We start from the raw sequence: 19,157 nt of genomic DNA on the forward strand, positions 1-19,157 counted from the left end.
GGGCCGGGGGGGGATAGCCCGCCGCCAGGAGGACGCGCGGGGCGCGTGGCCTGCCCAGGGAGCGCGCGTCCAGTTGCTCGGCCGGCCCGCGACCGGCCAGGGAGGCGATGACCGCGGCGTCCAGCGGTGCGGGTTCCACGCGGACGAGGCGGGGCGCAGGGCGAGGGCCAGGACCAGTGGGTACACGGCGCATTTTCTAGGCGAGGACTTCCACCCGGTGGGCCGAGGCGGGATCCGCGTGGTGGAGGTCGTCCAGGACGGGCCCGCTCCCGCGGCGGGCGGATAGGGAGTGTCCGTCGGGGGCACGGACCGTTCCCGGGCCTCGGGGAAGAGCTGGTACGGCTTGGCCGCCTCGCCGGAAGGGGCCCGGGACCGGGAGTGGGACCGCAGGGCGGTCTTCCCGATGCCCAGGTCCCCCGCTACCTCGAGGACCGTGCGTCTGCCGGCGCCGAGGCCCTCGATGGCCCGGCTGAGCGTTGCGATCTCCTCCCACCGCCCTGCCAACGCCGGTGCCTCTGACACAGCTGGGCCCTCCGCACCCCCAAAGGGCGACTGCGGGAAACGCGAACGATCTCCACAAGAACGCAAAGGAACAAATCCCTGAAAGGGCCTGCACCAGTCCGAGGCGCGAAATCGGACCGTCACCGACGGTGTGGCTCTCGTCGCCCTATGCATGGACGCAGCCACCCCGGCATCAGCCGGCCGGCGGTGGCTCGGCCGGAGCGCCATCGCCCGGGCATCCGGCCCACAGGACCGCCGGGACCGCTCCTCCTCGGCTCACCGCCGGAATCTGCACCTTACTGGCGCCCCGGCTCGGTGCCGGAATTCGAGCCCGTGTTTCCGCCCTGTTCCTCCCCGGAGCGGTTGCCGGAGCGCTTGCCCTGACCCTGGCCGTTTCCGGAATCCTGACCCTGACCCTGACCCTGGCCGTTATTGTGGCCCGGCACCTTCCCAGAGCCCTGGCCCTGACCGTTCCCGGACCCCCGGCCCTGACCCTGACCGTTGCCGTTGCCGTTGCCGTTGCCGTTGCCGGAATCTTGGCCTTGGCTTTGGCCCGACGCCCTTCCAGAACCCTGGCCCTGGCCCTGGCCTCGGCCGTCGCTGTGGCCGGAGCCCTGGCCTTGGCCCGGTTCCTTCCCGGAACCTTGGCCTTGGCCCTGGCCCTGGCCCTGGCCCGACCCGTTCCCGGGCTCCGTTCCGGCATCGGCCCCGGCACCCTTGTCCGGGGCATGGCCCGGCTCATGACCCGGCAACCTCTCGGACTCCTGACCGGTGCCCTTGCCCGTGTCGTGGCCGGATTCCGGCGCCTTCCCGGGAGCCGTGTCCGGGCCCTTGCCCGCCCCCTTACCCGACTCCTGACCGGGTGCCTTCGCAGGATCGTGGGCGGGCCCCCTGTCGGGCTCCTGGCCAGGCGCCTTCCCCGACTCCTTCCCCGGGCCGTCATCCGACTGCTGGCCGGGCACCCTCGCCGGATCCTGATCTGGCTCCCGGTCCGGAACCTTCTCCGAGTCCTTCCCGGGGGCCTTGCCCGGGTCCTCGCCGGACTCCTTGCCCGGCTTCTTCCCCGAGTCCTCGCCCGGATGCTGGCCAGACCCCTTATCCGGCACCGTGCCCGAGTCCTTGCCCGGCTCCTTCTCGGGGGCCTTGCCCGGGTCCTCGCCGGACTCCTTGCCCGGCTTCTTCCCCGAGTCCTCGCCCGGATGCTGGCCAGACCCCTTATCCGGCACCGTGCCCGAGTCCTTGCCCGGCTCCTTCTCGGGGGCCTTGCCCGGGTCCTCGCCGGACTCCTTGCCCGGCTTCTTCCCCGAGTCCTCGCCCGGATGCTGGCCAGACCCCTTATCCGGCACCGTGCCCGAGTCCTTGCCCGGCTCCTTCTCGGGGGCCTTGCCCGGGTCCTCGCCGGACTCCTTGCCCGGCTTCTTCCCCGAGTCCTCGCCCGAGTGCTGGCCAGACCCCTTATCCGGCACCGTGCCCGAGTCCTTGCCCGGCTCCTTCTCGGGGGCCTTGCCCGGGTCCTGGTCGCGCTCCTCGGCTGCGTCCGGTGCGGGCGCCTTGCCGGGCTCCCGGCCCGACTCCTTCCCCGGGTGCTCGCCCGTCTTCTGACCCGGTTCCTTCCCCGGGTCCTGGTCCGTTGCCTTCTCCGAGCCCTCGCCCGGGAGGTTGCCCGGGATCCGAGCGGGTGCGTTCCCGGGATTCTGGTCGGGGTTCTGGTTGGGGTTCTCGTTGGGGTTGGTCTTCGGGGGCTGGTTCGGGGGCCTGTCCGGGAGTGGCTGGACCGATCCAGGGTGGGCCGCCGGCAGGACCGGGTAGGCAGAACCGGGGGTCTGGCCCTTCGGGGGCGGGACCTCGCGGTCGTGCTTGCTCTCCGCCGCTCCGCTCGGGCGCTCGTACCATCCCCTGCGGTCCTGGTCGAAGACCGTGACGGTCTTCACCGGCTTCGCGGCGGGCCTGACCGCGACGAGGCCGGAGGAGCGGAACGAGGACCACTTCGCGCCGCTGTACGTCTGCCCGCCTCTGACCGCCACGGGCGGATCCAAGGGATTGCCGCAGGCACAGCGGACCCGGGGCACGCCCCGGCCGTCGACCAGTACGGGAGTGCCTGCCTGCAGGACCGCCTGGTAGCTGGTGGGTGCGCCGTTGCGGTATCCGTGATTGGTCACCCTGGTGTCCCAACCCAGCCGGACGGGCGTCAGCGACCGCAAGTACGAGGGGATCTCGGGCTGGCGGATACCCAGCGAGACGGCGAACGCCCTGCCCTTGTCCGGGTGCTGCGTGAGGAACCGGATCTGTTTCTCTACGTCACAGCTCGCGACGTTGCGCGTCCCGCCGTACAGCCCGGGATAGCCGCCGTCGACCTCGAGCGTGCGCGCACCGTTCGTGGCGCTCGCGGTGCTCGTGGTCGCGTTGGTGTTCGTACCGTCCTTCGCGTTCATGCCCGCGGTCATGGGCGTGACCTTGGCGACGCTCTCGGCCCGTGTGGCCGTCGAAGGAGTGAACGGGTCGGGCCCGACCTCCGGAGCGGCTTGGAGGAAGACCTCACCGCTCATCGCGGTGTTCCCGCCCAGCACGGTGAAACTGAGGACCGCGGCCGAGACCACGGCCACCGCCGTGCTCACACCCAACACGGCCCTGCGCGATCGCCACCCGCGAACCCGGCCGCCGCCGCCCGCCGGCGGCAGCGAAGACCCGCCGGAAGAGACCGGTAGAGGCCCCGACGGGGGCCCCGAGGGAGGCGGCGGGCCTGGTGGCGGCGGAGGGGGCGGCGGGGGCGGCTCTACGTGCGCACCCCGGCCCGACAACGGGCCGGGCGGCGGGCCGGTGGGACGCTCGGAGGAAGGAGGCAAGGAATTCACGACGCTCGCCCCCCGACACAGGGCGGTGGGTACACCGTGGTGACTCGCATGCGCGCACTCCTTCCGAACCGTCAACGCCTCCACATCCCGGAGGTGGAACCTGGAAATTTGGAACTCTGGACATCTGGAAACGCCTGGACGGGGACCGTCCACTCTGCGTGCGTCCGTCTCACGAGTAAGCCCTCCCATCCCGCACCACGTCATGCCGCGACCTTTCGGGACTTGACAGAGCCCCTGTCGGCCTCCGGCGCGACGAAGTTCCAGCCGCGGAACAGGCTCCTCCGACGAGGTGTCCCGTTCAGGTGCTCGGCATCGGGACCGGCCTGGCCAGTACCTGGTCCAAGACTTCGGTGAGGAACCGCGCCGGATCCGTCGCCGCCACCGTGGCGCGCATCGCGACGATCCCGTCCGGACGGACGAGCAGCGCCCCTTCATCGGTGAGCCAGGGGACCGTGATGCGATGCGCGGGGAGCGCGAGGTCCGTCGCGGCGGTGAGCCAGCGGTCGCCGGCGACGCCCACCAGCAGGGTCCAGCGGGACGCCACCAGGTCGAGCGTGGAAACCCCGTTGATCCACGCGTGGGGCACGCGTGAACCCGGCGATCCGTCCAGCACCAGGTCCACGGTGGAGGGCAGTTGTGGCCGCGGGTCGATGACGGCGGCCGAGTCGTACCTCTGGCCGAGGTGCACGACCGGCGCCGCCCACACCCCTGCCGCCGCCCTGGCGGCGTCGGCCTCGGGACCGCGTCCCCAGTGCAACTGCGGGTCGGCGAGCCGGCGCATCGCCTGGTCCAGGGTGGCCGCAGCGACCGGTTCGCGTTCCTGCGCGTAGGTGTCGAGCAGCCCGGCACCGGCCTCGCCGCGGTGGACGGCAGCCAGCTTCCAGGCCAGGTTGTGTGCGTCGGCGACCCCGGTGTTGAGGCCGAACGCGCCCATGGGCGACACGGTGTGTGCGGCGTCGCCCACGAGGAAGACGCGGCCGACGGCGAAGCTTTCGGCCGCTGCGCTGCGGGGCCGCCACGGGAGTACGCTGCGCACCTCGACGTCGAGGTCGAGATCGCCGACCGCCTGCCGGACGACCGCGGCGCAGTGTTCGTGTGTGAAGTCCTCGGGGCGTTCGCCGGCGTCGACGTCGCAGGGAGCGTGGAAGACCCAGTTCGTCTCGCCGTCCACCGTGGCCAGCAGGCCGGGGGCCAGTGGTGTGGTGATCGTGCAGGTGGCGAAGGACATGCCCCGCAGGTGCGGTCGGAGGTCTGCGCGGAACAGGATGTTGATCATCGGCTTGCCCAGGTCGCCCGGCCCGGAGGTAACCACGCCGAGCGCGGTCCGCACGGTGCTGTGCGTGCCGTCGGCGGCGACCGCGCGCGTGCACCGTAGCCAGTAGCGGCCGTCGGGCCCCTCCAGTTCGGCGACGACCCCGTCGGCGTCCTGTGTGATGCCGACCAGTCGGGTCGACCAGCGCAGGTCCGCTCCGCGGCGTGCGAGGTCGGTTGCGACGACCGCGTCGAGCCGGTCCTGGGCGCAGACGCCGCGCAGCCTGAACGGGGTCACGTCCAGCTCGTCGGCGGAGGGGGTCGGCATGGGCACGGTCACGACGTCGCCCGCGCCCATCTCGACGACGGTCCGTGCCACGGCCTTGCCAGCGGCGCCCCGGAGGTCGACCGCGGCGGCGTCGACTGCGGTGTCGAGTCCGAGTTCGCGCAGGATTTCAACGGTGCGCGGTCCGACGCCGGTGGCGCGTGGGTGGACCGACGGCCCGGACCGTCGTTCGACGAGCACCGTGGGGACGCCGTGGTGGGTGAGCAGTGCTGCGGCGATCAGGCCGACGCTGCCGCCTCCGACCACGAGCACCGGAACTTCTGGGCACATTGTTTCCGTCATGGCTACACCGTAGCCAGACGGTAGGATGGGGGTCAACGAGGAAAGGACCCGTCCCGATGACCGAACCCGTTCCCTCGTCGGTGTGGACCCGGCCGCGTCCCGAGCCGCGTCGACGCGCGCCCGGGGTGGACCAGTACGTGGCGGCCGCGCTGGCCGTCGCGGACGCGGAGGGATTGGCGGCAGTGTCGATGCGGCGGGTCGCAGGTGATCTCGGCTCCGGGACCGCCTCGCTGTACCGGTACATCACCAACCGCGACGAGCTGGTGGACCTGATGGTCGACGCGGCGCAGGGCGAGGCTCCGCTTCCCGAGTCCACTGAGGACTGGCGTGCCGGCCTGGGGGCGGTCGCGCACGCGTTGCGTGCGACGCTGTTGCGGCACCCTTGGTTGGCGGGTGAACTGGCGGGGAGGCCCGCGCTCGGCCCCAACTCGTTGCGGCGGTCGGAGTCCGCGCTGCGCGCCGCCGTCGCACTCACGCCCGACATCACCCTGGCCTCGCAGGCACTGGGCGCCGTGCACGCGTACGTACTGGGTTCGGTCGCCGCCCAGCAGGCCCTTCGACGTGCGGAGCAGCGCACCGGGCTCAGCGAGGAGGAGTGGCAGCGCAGCGTCGGCCCGTACATCAGCGAGGTCCTCGCGGCCGGCGAACACCCGATGCTCGCCCGCCGTGTTCTCGAAGCCGAGGAACTCGACCCCGACGTCGAGTTCGCGTTCGGCCTGGACTGCGTGCTCGACGGGCTTTCGGCCCGGCTGGTTCGCTGAGCATCCGGCGTGGCCGCGCACTGGAAGAACAGTCCTGAAGTGTTCGTGCTCGCTCTTCGACGTCATGGGCTTGACCCGGATGCGATCGACGACGTTGCACGGGCATGGTCTGCGTTCCAGGAGTTCGTCCAGCTGCCGGTCGACGGGATTGAGCCTGCACGGGACGACGGCGACGGGTTCATCGTGCAGTGGGGTAGATGGAGTTGGAATGGGGACCGCCCCGCACTGGTCTTCACCAGGCAGTTCGCGGTCCGCGACGAGGATGACCAGGATGACGAGTTCTGGCAGCCGCAGCGCTGGAGCGTAGAGCTCGAACTGTTCTTTGCCGACTCTCCGGCCTGGGCCGACCTGGACGATACGGCCCGGGCCGACAGCATGGGTTTCGACTTCGCCCCCATCGGTCATGAACGTGCCGCAGCACTGGCCCGGATCGCCACGTTCGTCGAAACGCTTCCGCAGGTCAGCGCGATGTGGCAGGCGATCCCGGTGGGTAGCGCCCTCGGGCTGGAGCGCGCGGACTGATCTGCCGGCAAACCCCCGCCAGCTGAGCGCGTCACGACCGCGGCGGCCGGGTCCGGGGTTCGCAGCGGATGCCCAACGATGGCGCTCTGCGCCTCCGCCGGAGCGACAGGCGCACCCGGGGGGGGTGGGCAGTGGCGGGATCACCGGCAGGCGATCGCCACGATCGCTTTCACGTACCGCACCGGAACGCCGTGGATGGACCTGCCCGAGCACTTCAGGTCGCGGAACGGCGATGCGTTCACCATCGCCTGCAGATCCGGGCGACCGACGACACAGGTGCGAAGGCATTCACCGCTCTGCTCGCCCCGGGCCGGGTCATTGCGATGTCGCGGCAGACCCGGGCAACCCACCCAGAACGAAGCCCGACGTGGTCCTAGCTGACAAGGCCTGTCCTTCGCACGCGACACCACAGCCGTCTTCGTCTGATCAGCAAGCCGACCAGATAACGGGGCTGCCTACACCCATCCATCGTCGAGGTGGATCGTCCAGGTATCTCCCACTACCCGGTTCAGTTCGACCAAGGCCGCAACCTCTGCGATGACTCCCGGCGCGTCGGACAGTCGCAACGGGGAGTCCGGAACACCCTGCCGGGTGTAGGTCGGCAACTCACCGTTGCAAGAGAAGGCGTGAATCGGCAAGGGGCCACGGCCGAACCATGTAGGTCGGTGCTCCTCGGCCCACAGGGATGCGGCGTCAACGCGGTCCCTATGCGCAAGCAGGCGCTCGGGAGCAGGCCCGTCGCAGAAGTGCACGAGGAACCCCCCGGCGTCTACGGCCCACCAATCCCATGTGAATCCGGGTCTGGGGTGCCGCAGGATGGTCGCCATGTCAGCACCCTATCCAGGCCGGTTCGTCCACCGGGCCGTTGAGACACCGGTGTCGGTACCGAGCGGCAGGTGATGTCACCGAGGCCCGGCCCCTGTCTGGCCGACCGACCCGGAATTCGGTCTCAGCCGGCCACCGCGCCAGGATCGACGATCACGTGGTACTCGCCGTCCGTGACGTAGGAAACAGCGGTGGCGGCACCCCGTAGCTGGCAGGGCGAACTTTCACCAGTGGCCCGGCCGCTCACGCGGCCACACGGCCACGCGCCGCCGCGGGGCCGAGTACCCAGACCCCCGGGTGTGACCTACGGAGAGTCTTGAAGTTCGTCCTCTCGAAGTTCCACGATCACGAGCGTGCCCCAGCTGTCTGGGCCGACCGCATGGATTGCACCTGCCGGAATCATGTAGAGCTCGCCTGCACGTACCGAGATCGACCGACCGCCGACTTCGAGTTGGAGCTGTCCATCGAGGACGAGCAGAGCCTCGGCGGCTGCATGGCTCTCGGGCTCAACGGGCATTTCATCCATCCTCAGCACCTTCACACAGGCGGTACCCACCTCCCCCAGCACAAGCGAACGCCACCCTCCCGGGAGATCCCTTGCGGTGTCCATCAGATTGATCAAGGTCACGACACACTTCTCCTTCTCGGCCCGGCATACCGTCCACCGACCCCGCTTCGAATGACTAGAAGCTATGCGACCTGCACCGATAGCAGGTCGACCGATTGGTAAAGCATGGTGCCGCAGAGCTGTTGCCCCTCCGCGCCCCCGGGGCCACTCCAACCAAGCCCCCCGCCATCCGAGCATGACGCATCATCAGGAACATGAGGAACCTCCCCTGCCCGAGGCCACCGACCAGCACGACACGACCACCATCAAGGTCGAGCAGTACGGACGACACGGTGCCCGACCTACCCCGGTCGTGCGTCGTAGTCCAGCAGCCCGAGGAGCACGTCCAGCGTCTGGTCCACACCTGGAACAACATCGGCCCGCGTCGAAGATGGCCGGGGTGCACGGTCGCGTTGTTCCCCAGGTGCTCGTGGTGGGGGGCGCCTGTTTCATGGCTCAGATCCCGAAAGCCTGGGGAAATGTGCGCCCCCACGCCTTCTCCCCCGCTCCGTCGTGCCCGTACCGCGCCGGCGTCCGAACGGCACGGACCGCGCTGGTCCGCGCCTGGTCCGTGCCTGGTCCGGCCCGGGCGACAAGGCACCCTCTAGGTGGGGGCTTTGATGCCGGGGTCGACGGGCCGCTTGTAGTACCGCCACGGGAACCAGCCCGCGCCGACCGGGATCCATCCTTCTGATTCCAGCCGTCGGTGTCGTGCGGGGGAAGGAAGGGTTACCCGGTAGTGCTCCCAGGGATGGCCGGACGCCTCCACCTCGTGGAAGAAGGGGCCGTAGCCGACCATGTGCCAGCCGTCACGGCCGGCCTCCTCCAAGGCGGCCATCTCGTTGAACGCGGTCAACCCGCTGAGGGTGCGGCGCCTGGGGGAGTTCGACCCCCCGCCGGGCGGTGCCGACGGGGGCGCGCCCACCCCCTTTCCCGCGAAGCGCTGCTGGGCGGCCTGGCGGCTCACCCCCAGGACGCGGCCCACCGTGTCCCAGCTGTGGCCGGCGGCCCTGGCGCCCTGAACGGCCTCGCGCAGCAGCCGGCTCGCCTCCTCGGCGCCGACGCGCGAGGCGTCCACCAGGCGCAGGTAGCCGTGGGCGTCGTGTTCGAGGGAGTCGGCAAGCCCCTCGGGGGCGCCGAGGACCGATGCGGCGATGCCCTCCCGGATCCGGTCCATCTCCACCGGGTGGAGCAGGGGTTCGCCGCTCATCGACGCAGCCCGGCGAGGGGTTCGAGGGCGTCGAGGACCGCCGCGTCGTGGCGCTCCCGCTCGGCCGAGTCGCGGGCCGCCGCCCGGGCTGCCAGTCCGGCCGTGCAGGCGATGAGTACGAGGCCCACGACGATCAGGGCGACGGTCACCGCGGTGCCGAGCCGGCCGCCGAAGACCACCGTCATGGCCGGCAGGCTCACGGCGAGCGGCAACACGGCGGCCATGGACGGGGTGGCAGGGAAGAGGTCCCGGTGCTGGGCCTTCAACTTCAAGATCGACATGCGTCAAGGAAACCTTGACATGATCGACTTGTCAAGGATTCCTTGACAACCGTGTCGCGCCATGGCGAGACGGACGGAGACAAGGACGCACCCATGGCACAGCTCACCTCGCAGGATGACCTGGCCGGGCTCTACGACCATGATCTCGAAGCCCATTTCGACACCGGCCAGCTGCGGGAGGGCCTGGCGGGCATCGTCTCCGCTACCGAACTCGACAGGATCACCGCCGCGGTCGACGCGACGGGCGACAAGACCGTCAGCTACGAGACGGCCACGACGCGACTCAAGTCGAACGGGTGAGCCCGTGGAGCAAGAGTGGCGACCCCGTCGTGATGGCCTCGCCCTGACGCCCCTGTCGTAGCCGCGTGCGAGGGTTCCTCACGGCCGCGGTCACATCGTCGAACCTTCGCTCGGTGCCACCCTGCGACCCGCCGGCCTACCGCTGCCCCGGAGCTCCGGCGTCGTCGCAGGGCGCGTACGCCGCCGTCCGGGGGATCCGGCGCTCTGGTCCCCGACGGGCGAGCGCTCCCCCGAACGGGCGGCTCGACGGGCATGGGCTCCCGAACGGCCTGACGATCGGTGCGGGAACACACGACGGGAGCCGACCAAGGATGCCGAACACCGCCGGTTGCTCGAGGAGGGCGCGCACCGCCCTGTCAGGCGTGCTGGTCCTCGCCGGGGTCGTCGTGAGCGGGTGCAGCGACGGGGCCCGCGATGCCGGGCAGGGGCCGGGGGCCGGGCCTCGCCCACAGGCGGCGCGCTCCGGCAGGGTCACCGTCGTCTACGAGACCCGCACGGTCAAACCGGAGGATCGGGAGGCCGTGGCACTGATCCGGAACTCGCGTGTGCTGGAGCGGTCGGCCGACTGGGTGAACAGGGCACTCACCCTCCCGCACGACATGGTCGTGAAGGTCACCGCCGACGTGCCGCCCGGGGTCACCGACGCCGTCACCCAGCCCGACGGAAGGACGATCTTCATCCCGCCGGCGTTCCTGACGGAGATCGAGAAGGCCCTCGCCGACGTCGTGAAGACCGTCGAACGGCCCGCTCCGTTCCCGGCGTCCGAGTACAACACCGACGATCTGACCGTGCTGTCGACCGAGTTCATCTTCAACCACGAGATGGGCCACGCCCTGCAACGCCAGCTCCTCCTGGCCAACCTCGGCCTCGAAGAGGACGCCGCTGACGGCTACGCGTCCTTCTACACCGTCAACGAGGTCGGACCGGGCCCGTCGCTGGCCGCCGCGATCCTCTTCGACGAGATCGCCCGCAAGGAAGGCCGGCCGACCCTGGAGGGCATGTCGAGCGACCACCCCGTCACCCAGCAGCGGGCCTTCAACTTCCTGTGTTACCTGGAGGGCAGCGACCCGAAGAAGTACCAGCGGTCGCTGGTCGACAGCGGCTACCTCCCGAAAACCCGCGCCCCCCTGTGCCCGCAGGCGTGGGCGATGCTGGACTACGGCTGGTGGACCCAGCTCCAACCCCACTTCAGCGCGGCGTTCAAGGCCCGGGGTGACGAGGAGCAGAAGAAGGCGCACGCGCGGCTGATCACGGAGACGCAGTCTCTGGCGAAGCGCATCGACGAAATCCGTACCGGTCAATGAGTCCGGCCGCCACGAGGGCCGCCGGGCGTGGGGAACGGCGGGACGGCCGGGTCGGGCGGGGCCGTCCTTCGTGCGCGCGGGCGTGCGATGCGGGGCCGGGCGGGGCAGGGCAGGGCGGCCCACGGTGGCTCAGCGCTCGCCCGGGCACGTCGCCCGTTACGGGCGGCCGAGGAGTTGGCTGCCGGCCGTGTTGTCGGTGCGGGCGGTGAAGTAGTCGGTGAAGGCCCGGACGAATTCGTCTTCGGAGATGCGGCCGTCCCCGTCGTGGTCGAGCTGGCGGAAGCCGTGGTTGAGTTCGGCGAGGTGGACCCGGGAGCCGCCGAAGACCTTGCGGTACTCATCGGCACACAGGTGTCCGCTGCCGTTGGTGTCCACCGCGTGGAAGACCGCCCGCACCGCGACGTGCAGTCCCTGCTCGAGGTAGGCCGGCCCGGAGTCGATTCCGGTGAGCATGGCGGTGACGAACTCCTCGCAGGTCACCTGTCCGTCCCCATCGGTGTCCATGCCGGTCCGTAGCTGCTGCCACCACGTCTCGAAGGCGGCGTAGACGGGTGCTTCGCGTTCAGCGGCGAGTTCGAGCGGCCAGCACACGTTGTGCGCCATCGCCTGCAGGTCGACCGAGCTGATGCGACCGTCGCCGGTCTGGTCCAGGACCTGGTGGAAGAAGGTCCGTAGACGCGCGGGGCGGGAATCGGCACCCTTGCGGCGGCGTGGTACGGGGAACCGGACGGAGCGTGCCGCCGGCGTGGAAGAGCGGTCGGTGGAAGCGGCGGAGGGCGGTGGGGTCACGGGGACGCCGGCCGGTGGGGTGCGGTAGCGGCGGTGCTCGGGCAGGGCGTTCATCAGCACGCGCATACCGCGGTGCAGGATGAAGGACAGGAGGGCCGCGCGGCGGGTGCGGGGCAGGGCGAAGCGCTCGCGGAAGGCTTGTGGCAGGTCCGCGACGGTCAGCGCGCCGATCACTTGGGCGGCCACCGTGCGCACGAGCGGCCAGGCCGGCTTCAGGGGGCCGAGGCGGCGGGGTGCGGGGGCTTCGCGGAGCATGTCGAAGAGCAGGTAGCGCACGGGTTCGCTGTATTCGAGGCGTTCGCGGATCGTGCGGTCCATGTACGCGGGCACGTCGGCCGCCGTGGCCGGGAACAGGTCGTCGGACAAGCCGAACTCGAAACACACCGCACGGAACTCTTCGTACATTTGCTCCAGTTCGGGCGGTGCCAGCGGGCGCCCCGAGAGTTCCCGCATCGCCGTCATGCACTCGTACAAGGTGACCAGGACCCATACCCGCACCGCCGGGTCCGACGCGGTGAAGGACCTGCCCTGCTCGTCGGTTCCTGCCAGACGGCGGTGGGTGCGCTCCAGGCGGGCGACCTCGCGGCGCAGCCCTTCGCGGTCGGAGAAGAACAGTCGCTTCCCACTGTCCATGGTGTGCTCGATGCGCCGCCAGGGGTGCGCGCGGTAGGTGGAGAAGTCGCGCATGCCGGCGGCGACCGCCGGATCTGCGGTCTGCAGGACCAGGAGCCGCCATGCCACCAGTCCGATCCGCCACTCCCCCAGTGTGCGGCGCAGCAGCGAGTCGGGACCAGGAAGATCGGCGGTAGCCAAGGGGGTGTCTCCTCGAGCGGTTGCACTGGAACGAGCCGGGCGGACGGCAGCCGGCCGAGAGATCATTCGGCGGTCCGCCCGGCTCAACGGCGCTGCCGGGATACGGGAGCGGCCGGATGGGCGAGTTCACCCGTCCGGGAAGCGTCTGGGGGTGGCGGACAGTGCGGACCTGGCGCTGGGGGCGGTCGGCCCCATGGGCCGGGGCGGGCCCCTCGCCCCGGCTGCGGGACGAAAGGAGACCCGCTGACCGGCGATGATGGGTGGTGACGGGCTCCGAGCGGCGTCCGGCGGTTTCCCGGGGGTGGGCAGTGATCGAAGTTGGGCAGCACGGCGCGTTCAGTGTGAACTGTGTCGGCGTGGAGCGCCGGCCGTTCCCGTTGAGCTTCAGTGTCCGTGAGGCCGAGGGGGTGTGGCAGGTGACCGCCGGTGCGGCCCAGGCGCGTGAGTTGGTCGATCTGCTGGTGGCCGTGGCGGACGACGCGGTCGTGGTGCTGTCTCTGGAAACCAATTCCTACCTGGACGAGCACTGGCATCCGCTGCGGCCCGGGCTGATCGCGGCCGATCTCGGCGTGCCGTGCACGGTCCACCCCCTCGGATCCTGGGCGGCCGGCACGTACGAACTCGCCGAGGAGTTGCTGGTGATGGACCGCGACCATCTGCCGCGTTTCCTGGACGGCAGCTGGTCCGCATACGAACTGGCTCTGGTCGACGTGCCCGCCGGGGTGAGTGCGGAGCAGCTCGACGAACTGGCCCTGGTGGTCGGGACGGCCGGCAGCGACGAACCGATCCTGAGCCGTTGGGAAGACTCCCGGTTCTGGTTCTCGGGTCACGACGACTGTTACGTGTTGCTGGAAGCCCGCGACCGTGCCCTGCCGGTAGCGGTACTGGCGCGGCTGATGGCCTTGTTGGCCGGCTCCGCCCTCGCCGAGCTGACCGGGGTGCCTTCCGTGCGCGTTCCCGAGCCAGAGTCTTGGTTGCCTGAGCAGCTGATCGCGACCGCCCCCCATTGGATCGGAGCCCTGGGCGAAGTCACCGGGGATCTGGTGACGATCAAGCTGGCCGCCCTGCCGGCCCGGTGGCGGCTGGCCGTCGCGTTCCCGCAACGGGCCGACCTCATGGCAACGCTCGATGTGCACAGCGGCGCGTGGCGGATCGCGCCCGCGCAGTGCGCTGAGCGAGGTGCTGTGCCGCTGGGCTCCTGACGGGTGCGGCCCCCGGTGCCTGGTCCCGGTCAGCCGGGCTCGCTCGGGGTGCTGGTGCCTGTCGGACCGGATCGGTCCGGTGGGACCGGGTCGGGTGGCTGGGCGGTGCGGCGTCAGCCCGGATGGAGGCTCAGCGTCTACCCCGCCGCAGCCAACCCTGGACCTTGCCCGTGCCGGCCACCGGTGTCGGAGCGGCGCCGTGCGCCTGACCGCCGGCGTGGAACGGTCTCCCGCCGTTTGCCGATCTCGTTCACGACGTTGTCGTCGTCGGGCAGAGCGGTGGGGTCGTCGTGCCCCTCCAGTTCGAAGAGGTTGACGATGAGGTTGTCCTCGCCCCGGATGCTGAGGTCGATCACGACCGGCCCCGGTGGGAGCCCGTTCACCGTGATCACGTCGTTGTCCCGGCCGGTGCGCGTATGCGGTTCGAAGACGGCACCGAACGTCCAGTCCTGCGGCTCACCCGCTAACCGCCGGGCCACGGGAGGCGCCGGAGCGACGGGAGCAGCGAACACCGCTGCCGGAGCCGGGGGCTGGAACGGAACCGATGTTTGGGCCGGGCCCTGCCCCGGCGTCGGGGGGTGGGGCGGAATCCGGTTCGGGGGCGCCGGGGCGTCTTGCGACACGTCCACGCCGTGGTCCGTCGCCAAGCCGGCGAGGCCGTTCGCGTAGCCCTGACCCACCGCACGGAACTTCCAGCCCCCAGCCCGCCGGTACACCTCCGCGAGCACCATCGCCGTCTCGCCACCCGCATCCGTCACCTCGTACCGGGCGACCGATGTGCCGTCCGGCGCCAACGCCTCCACGGACAGCTCGTCGGCGTCCCTCAGCGGCCCGATCTCCCTGAACCCGACCACCAGGACGCGGACGATCTGTTCTTCGAGCGCGGTGAGGCCGGCCTCCGGCCACACCGTGTCGTTCTCCTCCCCCAGCAGCCGCACAACCCGTCGGGGCCCCTGCGCCGCGTGCCGAGCCGCCCTGCCAAAGGCAAGGTCCAGGGCCACAGCCCAGGGCTGGACCTTCGCCGTGTGGGTCGACCGGGGGGGGGAAGGGGTAGGCGACCAAGGGGCGGTGGGAGCCGTGATCCTGCCGTGCGTGGGGGGCCGTTCGAGGACCGCCCTCGTGTGCGTGCGTCTCATGCCTCCCGCGCTGTCGTCCCCCTGTCCAAAACTGCCGAGACGGCGGCCACGAGCCGGTCCCCCGCGCGGTCGACGCTGCCGTTCTGTGCGCTGATCTGGGCGCCTTCCATGAGGAAGGTGATCTCTGCGGAGACGTCGTCGGGCAGGTGTGCACCGGCCCGCTCGCACATGGCCGTGAGGCGGCGCCGCTGATCGGCCTTGTGGTTCTCGATCAGCCGACGGGCCGGATGGTCGGGATCGGGCAGGCCCGCAATGGAGTTGACGAAGGGGCAGCCCCGTCGGGCGATGTCCGGCAGTCCCTCGGCGATGAAGCGCGCCACGCCGAGCACCTGGGCCCGGCCGTCGTTCGGGTGCCCGGCTTCCACCTGGTCGAAGGCGGTTGCGTACCCCGCCGCAACGATCCTCAGCCACTCCTCGATCAGCGCGTCCTTGGTGGCGAAGTGACGGTAGAGGGCCATCTTCGTGGTCTTCGCCTGTTCGGCGATGGCCTGGACCCCGACGGCCCTGACGCCTTCACGGAGGAAGAGTTCCTCGGCGGCGTCGAGGATGCGCTCGCGCGGGGGGAGGCGGGCGACCCTCGAGTCCCGGCCCGGCCTCGGGGGGCTGCTGGTCATGGTGTGCCTCGCTTCGGTCGCGTTGGCCGGCGTCTCTCGACCCATGCTACGTTACCGCCCACCCCCAAACGATACCGCTCGGTATCGCATGGGACCGATCGGAAACGTAGGTGGAAAGCCGTGGAACTGCACGAATACACCCAGTACGACGCCGTGGGACTGGCCGGGCTCGTGGCCCGGGGAGAGGTGACCGCGGCGGAGCTCACCAGCGCGGCCGAGACCGCGTTGGCGGCCGTGAACCCGCAGATCAACGCCGTCGTGGAGAGCTGGCCCGCCGAGGACGTCCCCGTCCCGGGCAGCACTCCGCTCGCGGGCGTGCCGTTCCTCATCAAGGACCTGGCCGTGTCCATGCGGGGCAAGCGCGTCGAGTGGGGCAGTCGCCTCGCCGCCGGCAACGTGGCAGAGCTGGACTCCTTCTTGATGCGGCGGCTGCGCCGGGCGGGTCTGGTGACGCTGGGCCGTACGGCCACGCCCGAATTCGCCTACAGCACCACCACGGAGCCGGTCCTGTACGGTGCCACCCGCAACCCCTGGGACCTCACCCGGACCCCGGGCGGCTCCAGTGGCGGGTCGGCCGCGGCCGTCGCCGCCGGCATCACTCCCCTCGCGCACGCCACCGACGCGGCCGGATCGATCCGGGTGCCGGCCGCCGCCACCGGGCTGTTCGGGCTCAAGCCCACCCGGGGCCGCGTCTCCCTGGGGCCGGACGCCGACGAGGTCTTCAACGGCCTCGCGGTGCACGGCGGGCTCAGCCGGACCGTGCGCGACAGCGCGGCCCTGCTCGACCTGATCCAGGGCCCGGAGACCGGTGACCCCTACTTCTCGGAGCGCCCCCGTCGCCCGTACCTCGAGGAGATCACCAGGGAGCCGGGCCGCCTGCGCGTCGGCCTGCTCACCACCCCCTGGAGCGGGCGTGCGGTGGAGCCGGCCGTGAGCGGGGCGACCCTCGCCACGGCCCGGCTGCTGGAGGCGCTCGGCCACCGGGTCGAGGTCACCGTCGTGGATCTCGGCGTGAGCTGGGAGGAGTTCGTCCTTGCCAACGCCCGCCTGTGGGCCACGAACCTGGTGACGTGGATCGATGGCCTCGCCGGCGCGTCGGGCCGCCCCGTGGACGGGTCCACCGTCGAGCCCGAGATGCTCGCGAGCTACGCGTGGGGGCGCACGGTGAGCGGTGCCCAGTTCGTGCACGCCCTCGACGTACGCAACCGGGTCGCCCGCTCGATCGGCGCCCACTTCGGGGGCCAGGACGTGCTGTTGACGCCCACCCTCCCCGAAATACCGGTGCCCCTGGGCACCTACGGTCGGGGCGCGGAGCATGCTGACGGGCTGGGCTGGCTGGAGCACCTGTTCCACCGCTCGCCGTTCACCGCCGCCTTCAACGTCGCCGGCACGCCCGCGATGTCGGTGCCGCTCGCGTCCGACCCGGCCACCGGCCTGCCCATCGGTGTCCAGTTCGCCGCGGGCTACGGACGCGAGGACGTGCTGTTCCGGCTCGCCGCGCAACTGGAGAACGCCGCGCCCTGGGCGCACCGCAAGCCTGCCGTGTGGGCGGGCCAGGCCCGATCGGCCTGATCCGGCAGCGGGGACGGCGCCGCGGCCGGCGTCACCGCGCGTTGTCCGAAGAACGGCCTCCCAGCGGGTGCGGGAGCGGTCCTGGGAGGCCAGGACGGTGTCGGTGTGTGGTGGTCCGGCGGCGAGGCGCGCCACGTGTTCCCCTCCCCCGCCCTGGCACCGGCGCGGTCGACCGGTGCGCTCTGAAGGCCGCACCGGTCGTCGTCGTAGGCGGAGGTCGTCCTCGGCAGTATCCGTCGGCGTGTCGTGGTCAGTTGCCGGGCCGGTGCGGCCTGCGGCCGAGGGGAAGGAGGTACTGGAGTGGTTGGTCCGGGTCGTGGAGTCCGAGCAGTTCGTGGGCCAGGTCGTCGTGGAAGCCGCCCAGCGGGGTCCCGCCCAGGCCCAGGGCCGACGCCGTGAGCAGCAGGGTCTGGGCCAGGTGGCCGGTCTCCAGCAGGGCCAGGCGCAGCGCGCGCAGTCCGTAGCGGCGGCGCAGCTGGCCGAGGTCGGCGTAGAGGGCGAGGAGTACCGGTGCCTGCGCGATGCCGATCCAGTCCGGGTCTGCCGAGGGTCGCGAGAGGTAGGTCGACAGGGCGGTGATGTCCTCCAACGGCGCCGCCGGGCCGATGCGGCGCAGGGTCCGGCGTTCGGGGACGCAGTCGTAGGTGCCGGTGGGGAGGCCCCTCACGTCGAGGACGAGGAGGCGGACGCGTGCCGTGTGGAGGGCGCCCGCGCTGGGGTAGGGGCGGTGGGCCAGGGTACGGGTCGTGCCGTCGGCGAGGTGCTGCTCGCTGCGGCCGCTCTCGGCGAGGGAGTGCCACAGCAGGGCGCCGAGCGTACCGGTGTCCAGAGGGCCGGTGAGGGCGCCGCGCAGTGAGGAGCGTCGGGCGAGGACCGTGGCCAGGGAGACTTCGGGCAACGGGTCGGCGGGGAGGGGGATTTCGGCGGACCCGGCCGGATCGGTCGCCGGGCCGGCCGCCGGAGCTGGCAGGGGGCGCAGTGCCGAGTCCTCGCCGCGGCCGATCTGGAACTTGCTGCGCTCCAGGTACTGCAGGTCGGGGGCGGTGTGGCCGGGCGGGAAGAAGCCCGCCGGTGCGCCGTCGGTCTCCAGCAGGGTGCGCGCGGCCAGCCGGCACACGGCCCGTTCCTCGTCGGGGCTCACTCCCAGCCGGTTGAACAGCATGTGCAGCTGGGAGCCCCAGATGCCGGCCCGGGTCTGCTCGCCGGGGCCGTCGAGAGTCGCGTCGGCTTCCCGGACCCGTTCGGCCCAGTGCGCCAGCCAGGGTGCCGCGGTGCCCGCCTCCAGGCGTTCGCGCAGGTCCGCGGCGCGCCCGGCGAGGGTCGTGCGCTGCGCGGCGTGGATGGTGTTGACCCGGGCGTGGACGGTGGCGGCGGGCAGCAGCGGTACCTCGGTGACCCAGCGCCAGCCCGCCGCGTGCGCGCGGAGCCAGCGGGCGGCGGCGAGCGGGTCCATGCCGAGCGCGTACGCCGTGGTGTGTGCGAGGTCCGCGGCCGCGGTGAGCCGGGATGCGGCCGTGGTCGTGGCGGGCAGGGCCCGCAGTACGTCGAGGGCGGTGCGGGTGGATGTGGCGAAGAGTGCTTCGGCGACGGGCAGGGCCCGCGGTCCGCCGTAGCGCTGGGTTTCGGGTACGTAGGGCACTGAGCGGACCTCGGCGTGCCGGGAGGGCCAGGGGCCGGGGACGGCGGGCACCTGGCGTGCCCGCCGGGCCAGCAGGTCCGGTACTCCGATGAGCTCCGTGCCGGTCGCGGTCGAGGTGGTCCGGACTCGGATCCGTACGTGGGGGCCGTCCTGCCCGTAGCGGATGAAGAACCAGTCAGCGGCTTCGCCGGCGGCCACGAGGCCGTCGAGTAGGGGGGCCGTGTCGTGGATGAGGAAGCGGTCGGTGTCCTCGGTGGTGGAGTGCAGGAAGAGGTGGTGGCTCTGCCAGGTGCCGGCGGCGGTGCCCGCGGGGGTGTCGTTGTCGGTCGTCGTCACGTCGTCCGGTCCTC

The 19,157-nt window shown here is 71.4% G+C and carries 15 protein-coding genes; 6 read left to right on the top strand and 9 right to left on the bottom strand.

The features are described 5' to 3' along the window. Positions 1 to 797 precede the first annotated feature (797 nt). Positions 798 to 3,116: a DUF6777 domain-containing protein gene (locus tag OG207_RS00840; protein ID WP_329094880.1), complete on the bottom strand. Its 2,319-nt coding sequence runs from the start codon at positions 3,114 to 3,116 to the stop codon at positions 798 to 800. Between the two features lie 535 nt (positions 3,117 to 3,651). Beyond that, complete coding sequence (locus OG207_RS00845) at positions 3,652 to 5,232, bottom strand: FAD-dependent monooxygenase (RefSeq protein WP_329094882.1); 1,581 nt, start codon at positions 5,230 to 5,232, stop codon at positions 3,652 to 3,654. Between the two features lie 56 nt (positions 5,233 to 5,288). On the opposite strand from OG207_RS00845, the gene OG207_RS00850 reads away from it, so the two are divergent. Further along, a complete protein-coding gene (locus OG207_RS00850) occupies positions 5,289 to 5,993 on the top strand; it encodes a TetR/AcrR family transcriptional regulator C-terminal domain-containing protein (RefSeq protein WP_329094884.1) in 705 nt (234 codons plus the stop codon). A gap of 9 nt (positions 5,994 to 6,002) precedes the next feature. Next, entirely contained in the window at positions 6,003 to 6,515 is a 513-nt protein-coding gene (locus tag OG207_RS00855) for a hypothetical protein (RefSeq protein WP_329094887.1), read from the top strand. Between the two features lie 1,129 nt (positions 6,516 to 7,644). Here the strand turns inward: OG207_RS00855 and OG207_RS00860 are convergent. From OG207_RS00860 to OG207_RS00870, 3 genes are all read right to left on the bottom strand, one after another. Then, complete coding sequence (locus tag OG207_RS00860) at positions 7,645 to 7,968, bottom strand: cupin domain-containing protein (RefSeq protein ID WP_329094889.1); 324 nt, start codon at positions 7,966 to 7,968, stop codon at positions 7,645 to 7,647. A 583-nt stretch (positions 7,969 to 8,551) separates the two neighbouring features. Further along, positions 8,552 to 9,157 (bottom strand): hypothetical protein, encoded by a 606-nt coding sequence (locus tag OG207_RS00865; RefSeq protein ID WP_329094891.1) that lies wholly within the window; start codon positions 9,155 to 9,157, stop codon positions 8,552 to 8,554. Continuing rightward, complete coding sequence (locus tag OG207_RS00870) at positions 9,154 to 9,438, bottom strand: hypothetical protein (protein WP_329094893.1); 285 nt, start codon at positions 9,436 to 9,438, stop codon at positions 9,154 to 9,156. Before OG207_RS00870 ends, OG207_RS00865 begins: the two co-directional genes overlap by 4 nt. Positions 9,439 to 9,531: 93 nt before the next feature. Here OG207_RS00870 and OG207_RS00875 point away from each other — a divergent pair, with 93 nt between their 5' ends. Both OG207_RS00875 and OG207_RS00880 read left to right on the top strand, forming a co-directional pair. Continuing rightward, complete coding sequence (locus tag OG207_RS00875) at positions 9,532 to 9,738, top strand: hypothetical protein (RefSeq protein ID WP_329094895.1); 207 nt, start codon at positions 9,532 to 9,534, stop codon at positions 9,736 to 9,738. A gap of 311 nt (positions 9,739 to 10,049) precedes the next feature. Next, complete coding sequence (locus OG207_RS00880) at positions 10,050 to 11,042, top strand: DUF4344 domain-containing metallopeptidase (protein WP_329094897.1); 993 nt, start codon at positions 10,050 to 10,052, stop codon at positions 11,040 to 11,042. Positions 11,043 to 11,198: 156 nt separating this feature from the next. On the opposite strand, the gene OG207_RS00885 is transcribed toward OG207_RS00880, so the two are convergent. Further along, positions 11,199 to 12,644 (bottom strand): oxygenase MpaB family protein, encoded by a 1,446-nt coding sequence (locus OG207_RS00885; RefSeq protein ID WP_329094899.1) that lies wholly within the window; start codon positions 12,642 to 12,644, stop codon positions 11,199 to 11,201. A 263-nt stretch (positions 12,645 to 12,907) separates the two neighbouring features. On the opposite strand from OG207_RS00885, the gene OG207_RS00890 reads away from it, so the two are divergent. Beyond that, complete coding sequence (locus OG207_RS00890) at positions 12,908 to 13,846, top strand: hypothetical protein (RefSeq protein ID WP_329094900.1); 939 nt, start codon at positions 12,908 to 12,910, stop codon at positions 13,844 to 13,846. Between the two features lie 137 nt (positions 13,847 to 13,983). Here OG207_RS00890 and OG207_RS43965 read toward each other — a convergent pair whose 3' ends face one another. Together OG207_RS43965 and OG207_RS00900 are read right to left on the bottom strand one after the other, a co-directional pair. Then, positions 13,984 to 14,784, bottom strand: a complete 801-nt coding sequence (locus OG207_RS43965; protein ID WP_402697494.1) for a TerD family protein — start codon at positions 14,782 to 14,784, stop codon at positions 13,984 to 13,986. A 194-nt stretch (positions 14,785 to 14,978) separates the two neighbouring features. Further along, positions 14,979 to 15,596, bottom strand: coding sequence for a TetR/AcrR family transcriptional regulator (locus OG207_RS00900; protein ID WP_329094901.1), 618 nt, complete (start codon positions 15,594 to 15,596; stop codon positions 14,979 to 14,981). Positions 15,597 to 15,716: 120 nt separating this feature from the next. Between OG207_RS00900 and OG207_RS00905 the strand changes: the two genes are divergently transcribed. Then, positions 15,717 to 17,168, top strand: a complete 1,452-nt coding sequence (locus tag OG207_RS00905) for an amidase (protein WP_329094904.1) — start codon at positions 15,717 to 15,719, stop codon at positions 17,166 to 17,168. Between the two features lie 250 nt (positions 17,169 to 17,418). On the opposite strand, the gene OG207_RS00910 is transcribed toward OG207_RS00905, so the two are convergent. Further along, positions 17,419 to 19,143, bottom strand: coding sequence for a thiopeptide-type bacteriocin biosynthesis protein (locus OG207_RS00910; protein WP_329094906.1), 1,725 nt, complete (start codon positions 19,141 to 19,143; stop codon positions 17,419 to 17,421). Between the last annotated feature and the right edge of the window lie 14 nt (positions 19,144 to 19,157).

The organism is Streptomyces sp. NBC_01439 (assembly GCF_036227605.1).
Classification (GTDB): Bacteria; Actinomycetota; Actinomycetes; order Streptomycetales; family Streptomycetaceae; genus Streptomyces.

Excerpts from the sequence above, each read along its gene's own strand:
- OG207_RS00845 (WP_329094882.1), bottom strand. The coding sequence starts at position 5,232 with ATGACGGAAACAATGTGCCCAGAAGTTCCGGTGCTCGTGGTCGGAGGC.
- OG207_RS00850 (WP_329094884.1), top strand. The coding sequence starts at position 5,289 with ATGACCGAACCCGTTCCCTCGTCGGTGTGGACCCGGCCGCGTCCCGAG.
- OG207_RS00865 (WP_329094891.1), bottom strand. The coding sequence starts at position 9,157 with ATGAGCGGCGAACCCCTGCTCCACCCGGTGGAGATGGACCGGATCCGG.
- OG207_RS00870 (WP_329094893.1), bottom strand. The coding sequence starts at position 9,438 with ATGTCGATCTTGAAGTTGAAGGCCCAGCACCGGGACCTCTTCCCTGCC.
- OG207_RS00875 (WP_329094895.1), top strand. The coding sequence starts at position 9,532 with ATGGCACAGCTCACCTCGCAGGATGACCTGGCCGGGCTCTACGACCAT.
- OG207_RS00880 (WP_329094897.1), top strand. The coding sequence starts at position 10,050 with ATGCCGAACACCGCCGGTTGCTCGAGGAGGGCGCGCACCGCCCTGTCA.
- OG207_RS00900 (WP_329094901.1), bottom strand. The coding sequence starts at position 15,596 with ATGACCAGCAGCCCCCCGAGGCCGGGCCGGGACTCGAGGGTCGCCCGC.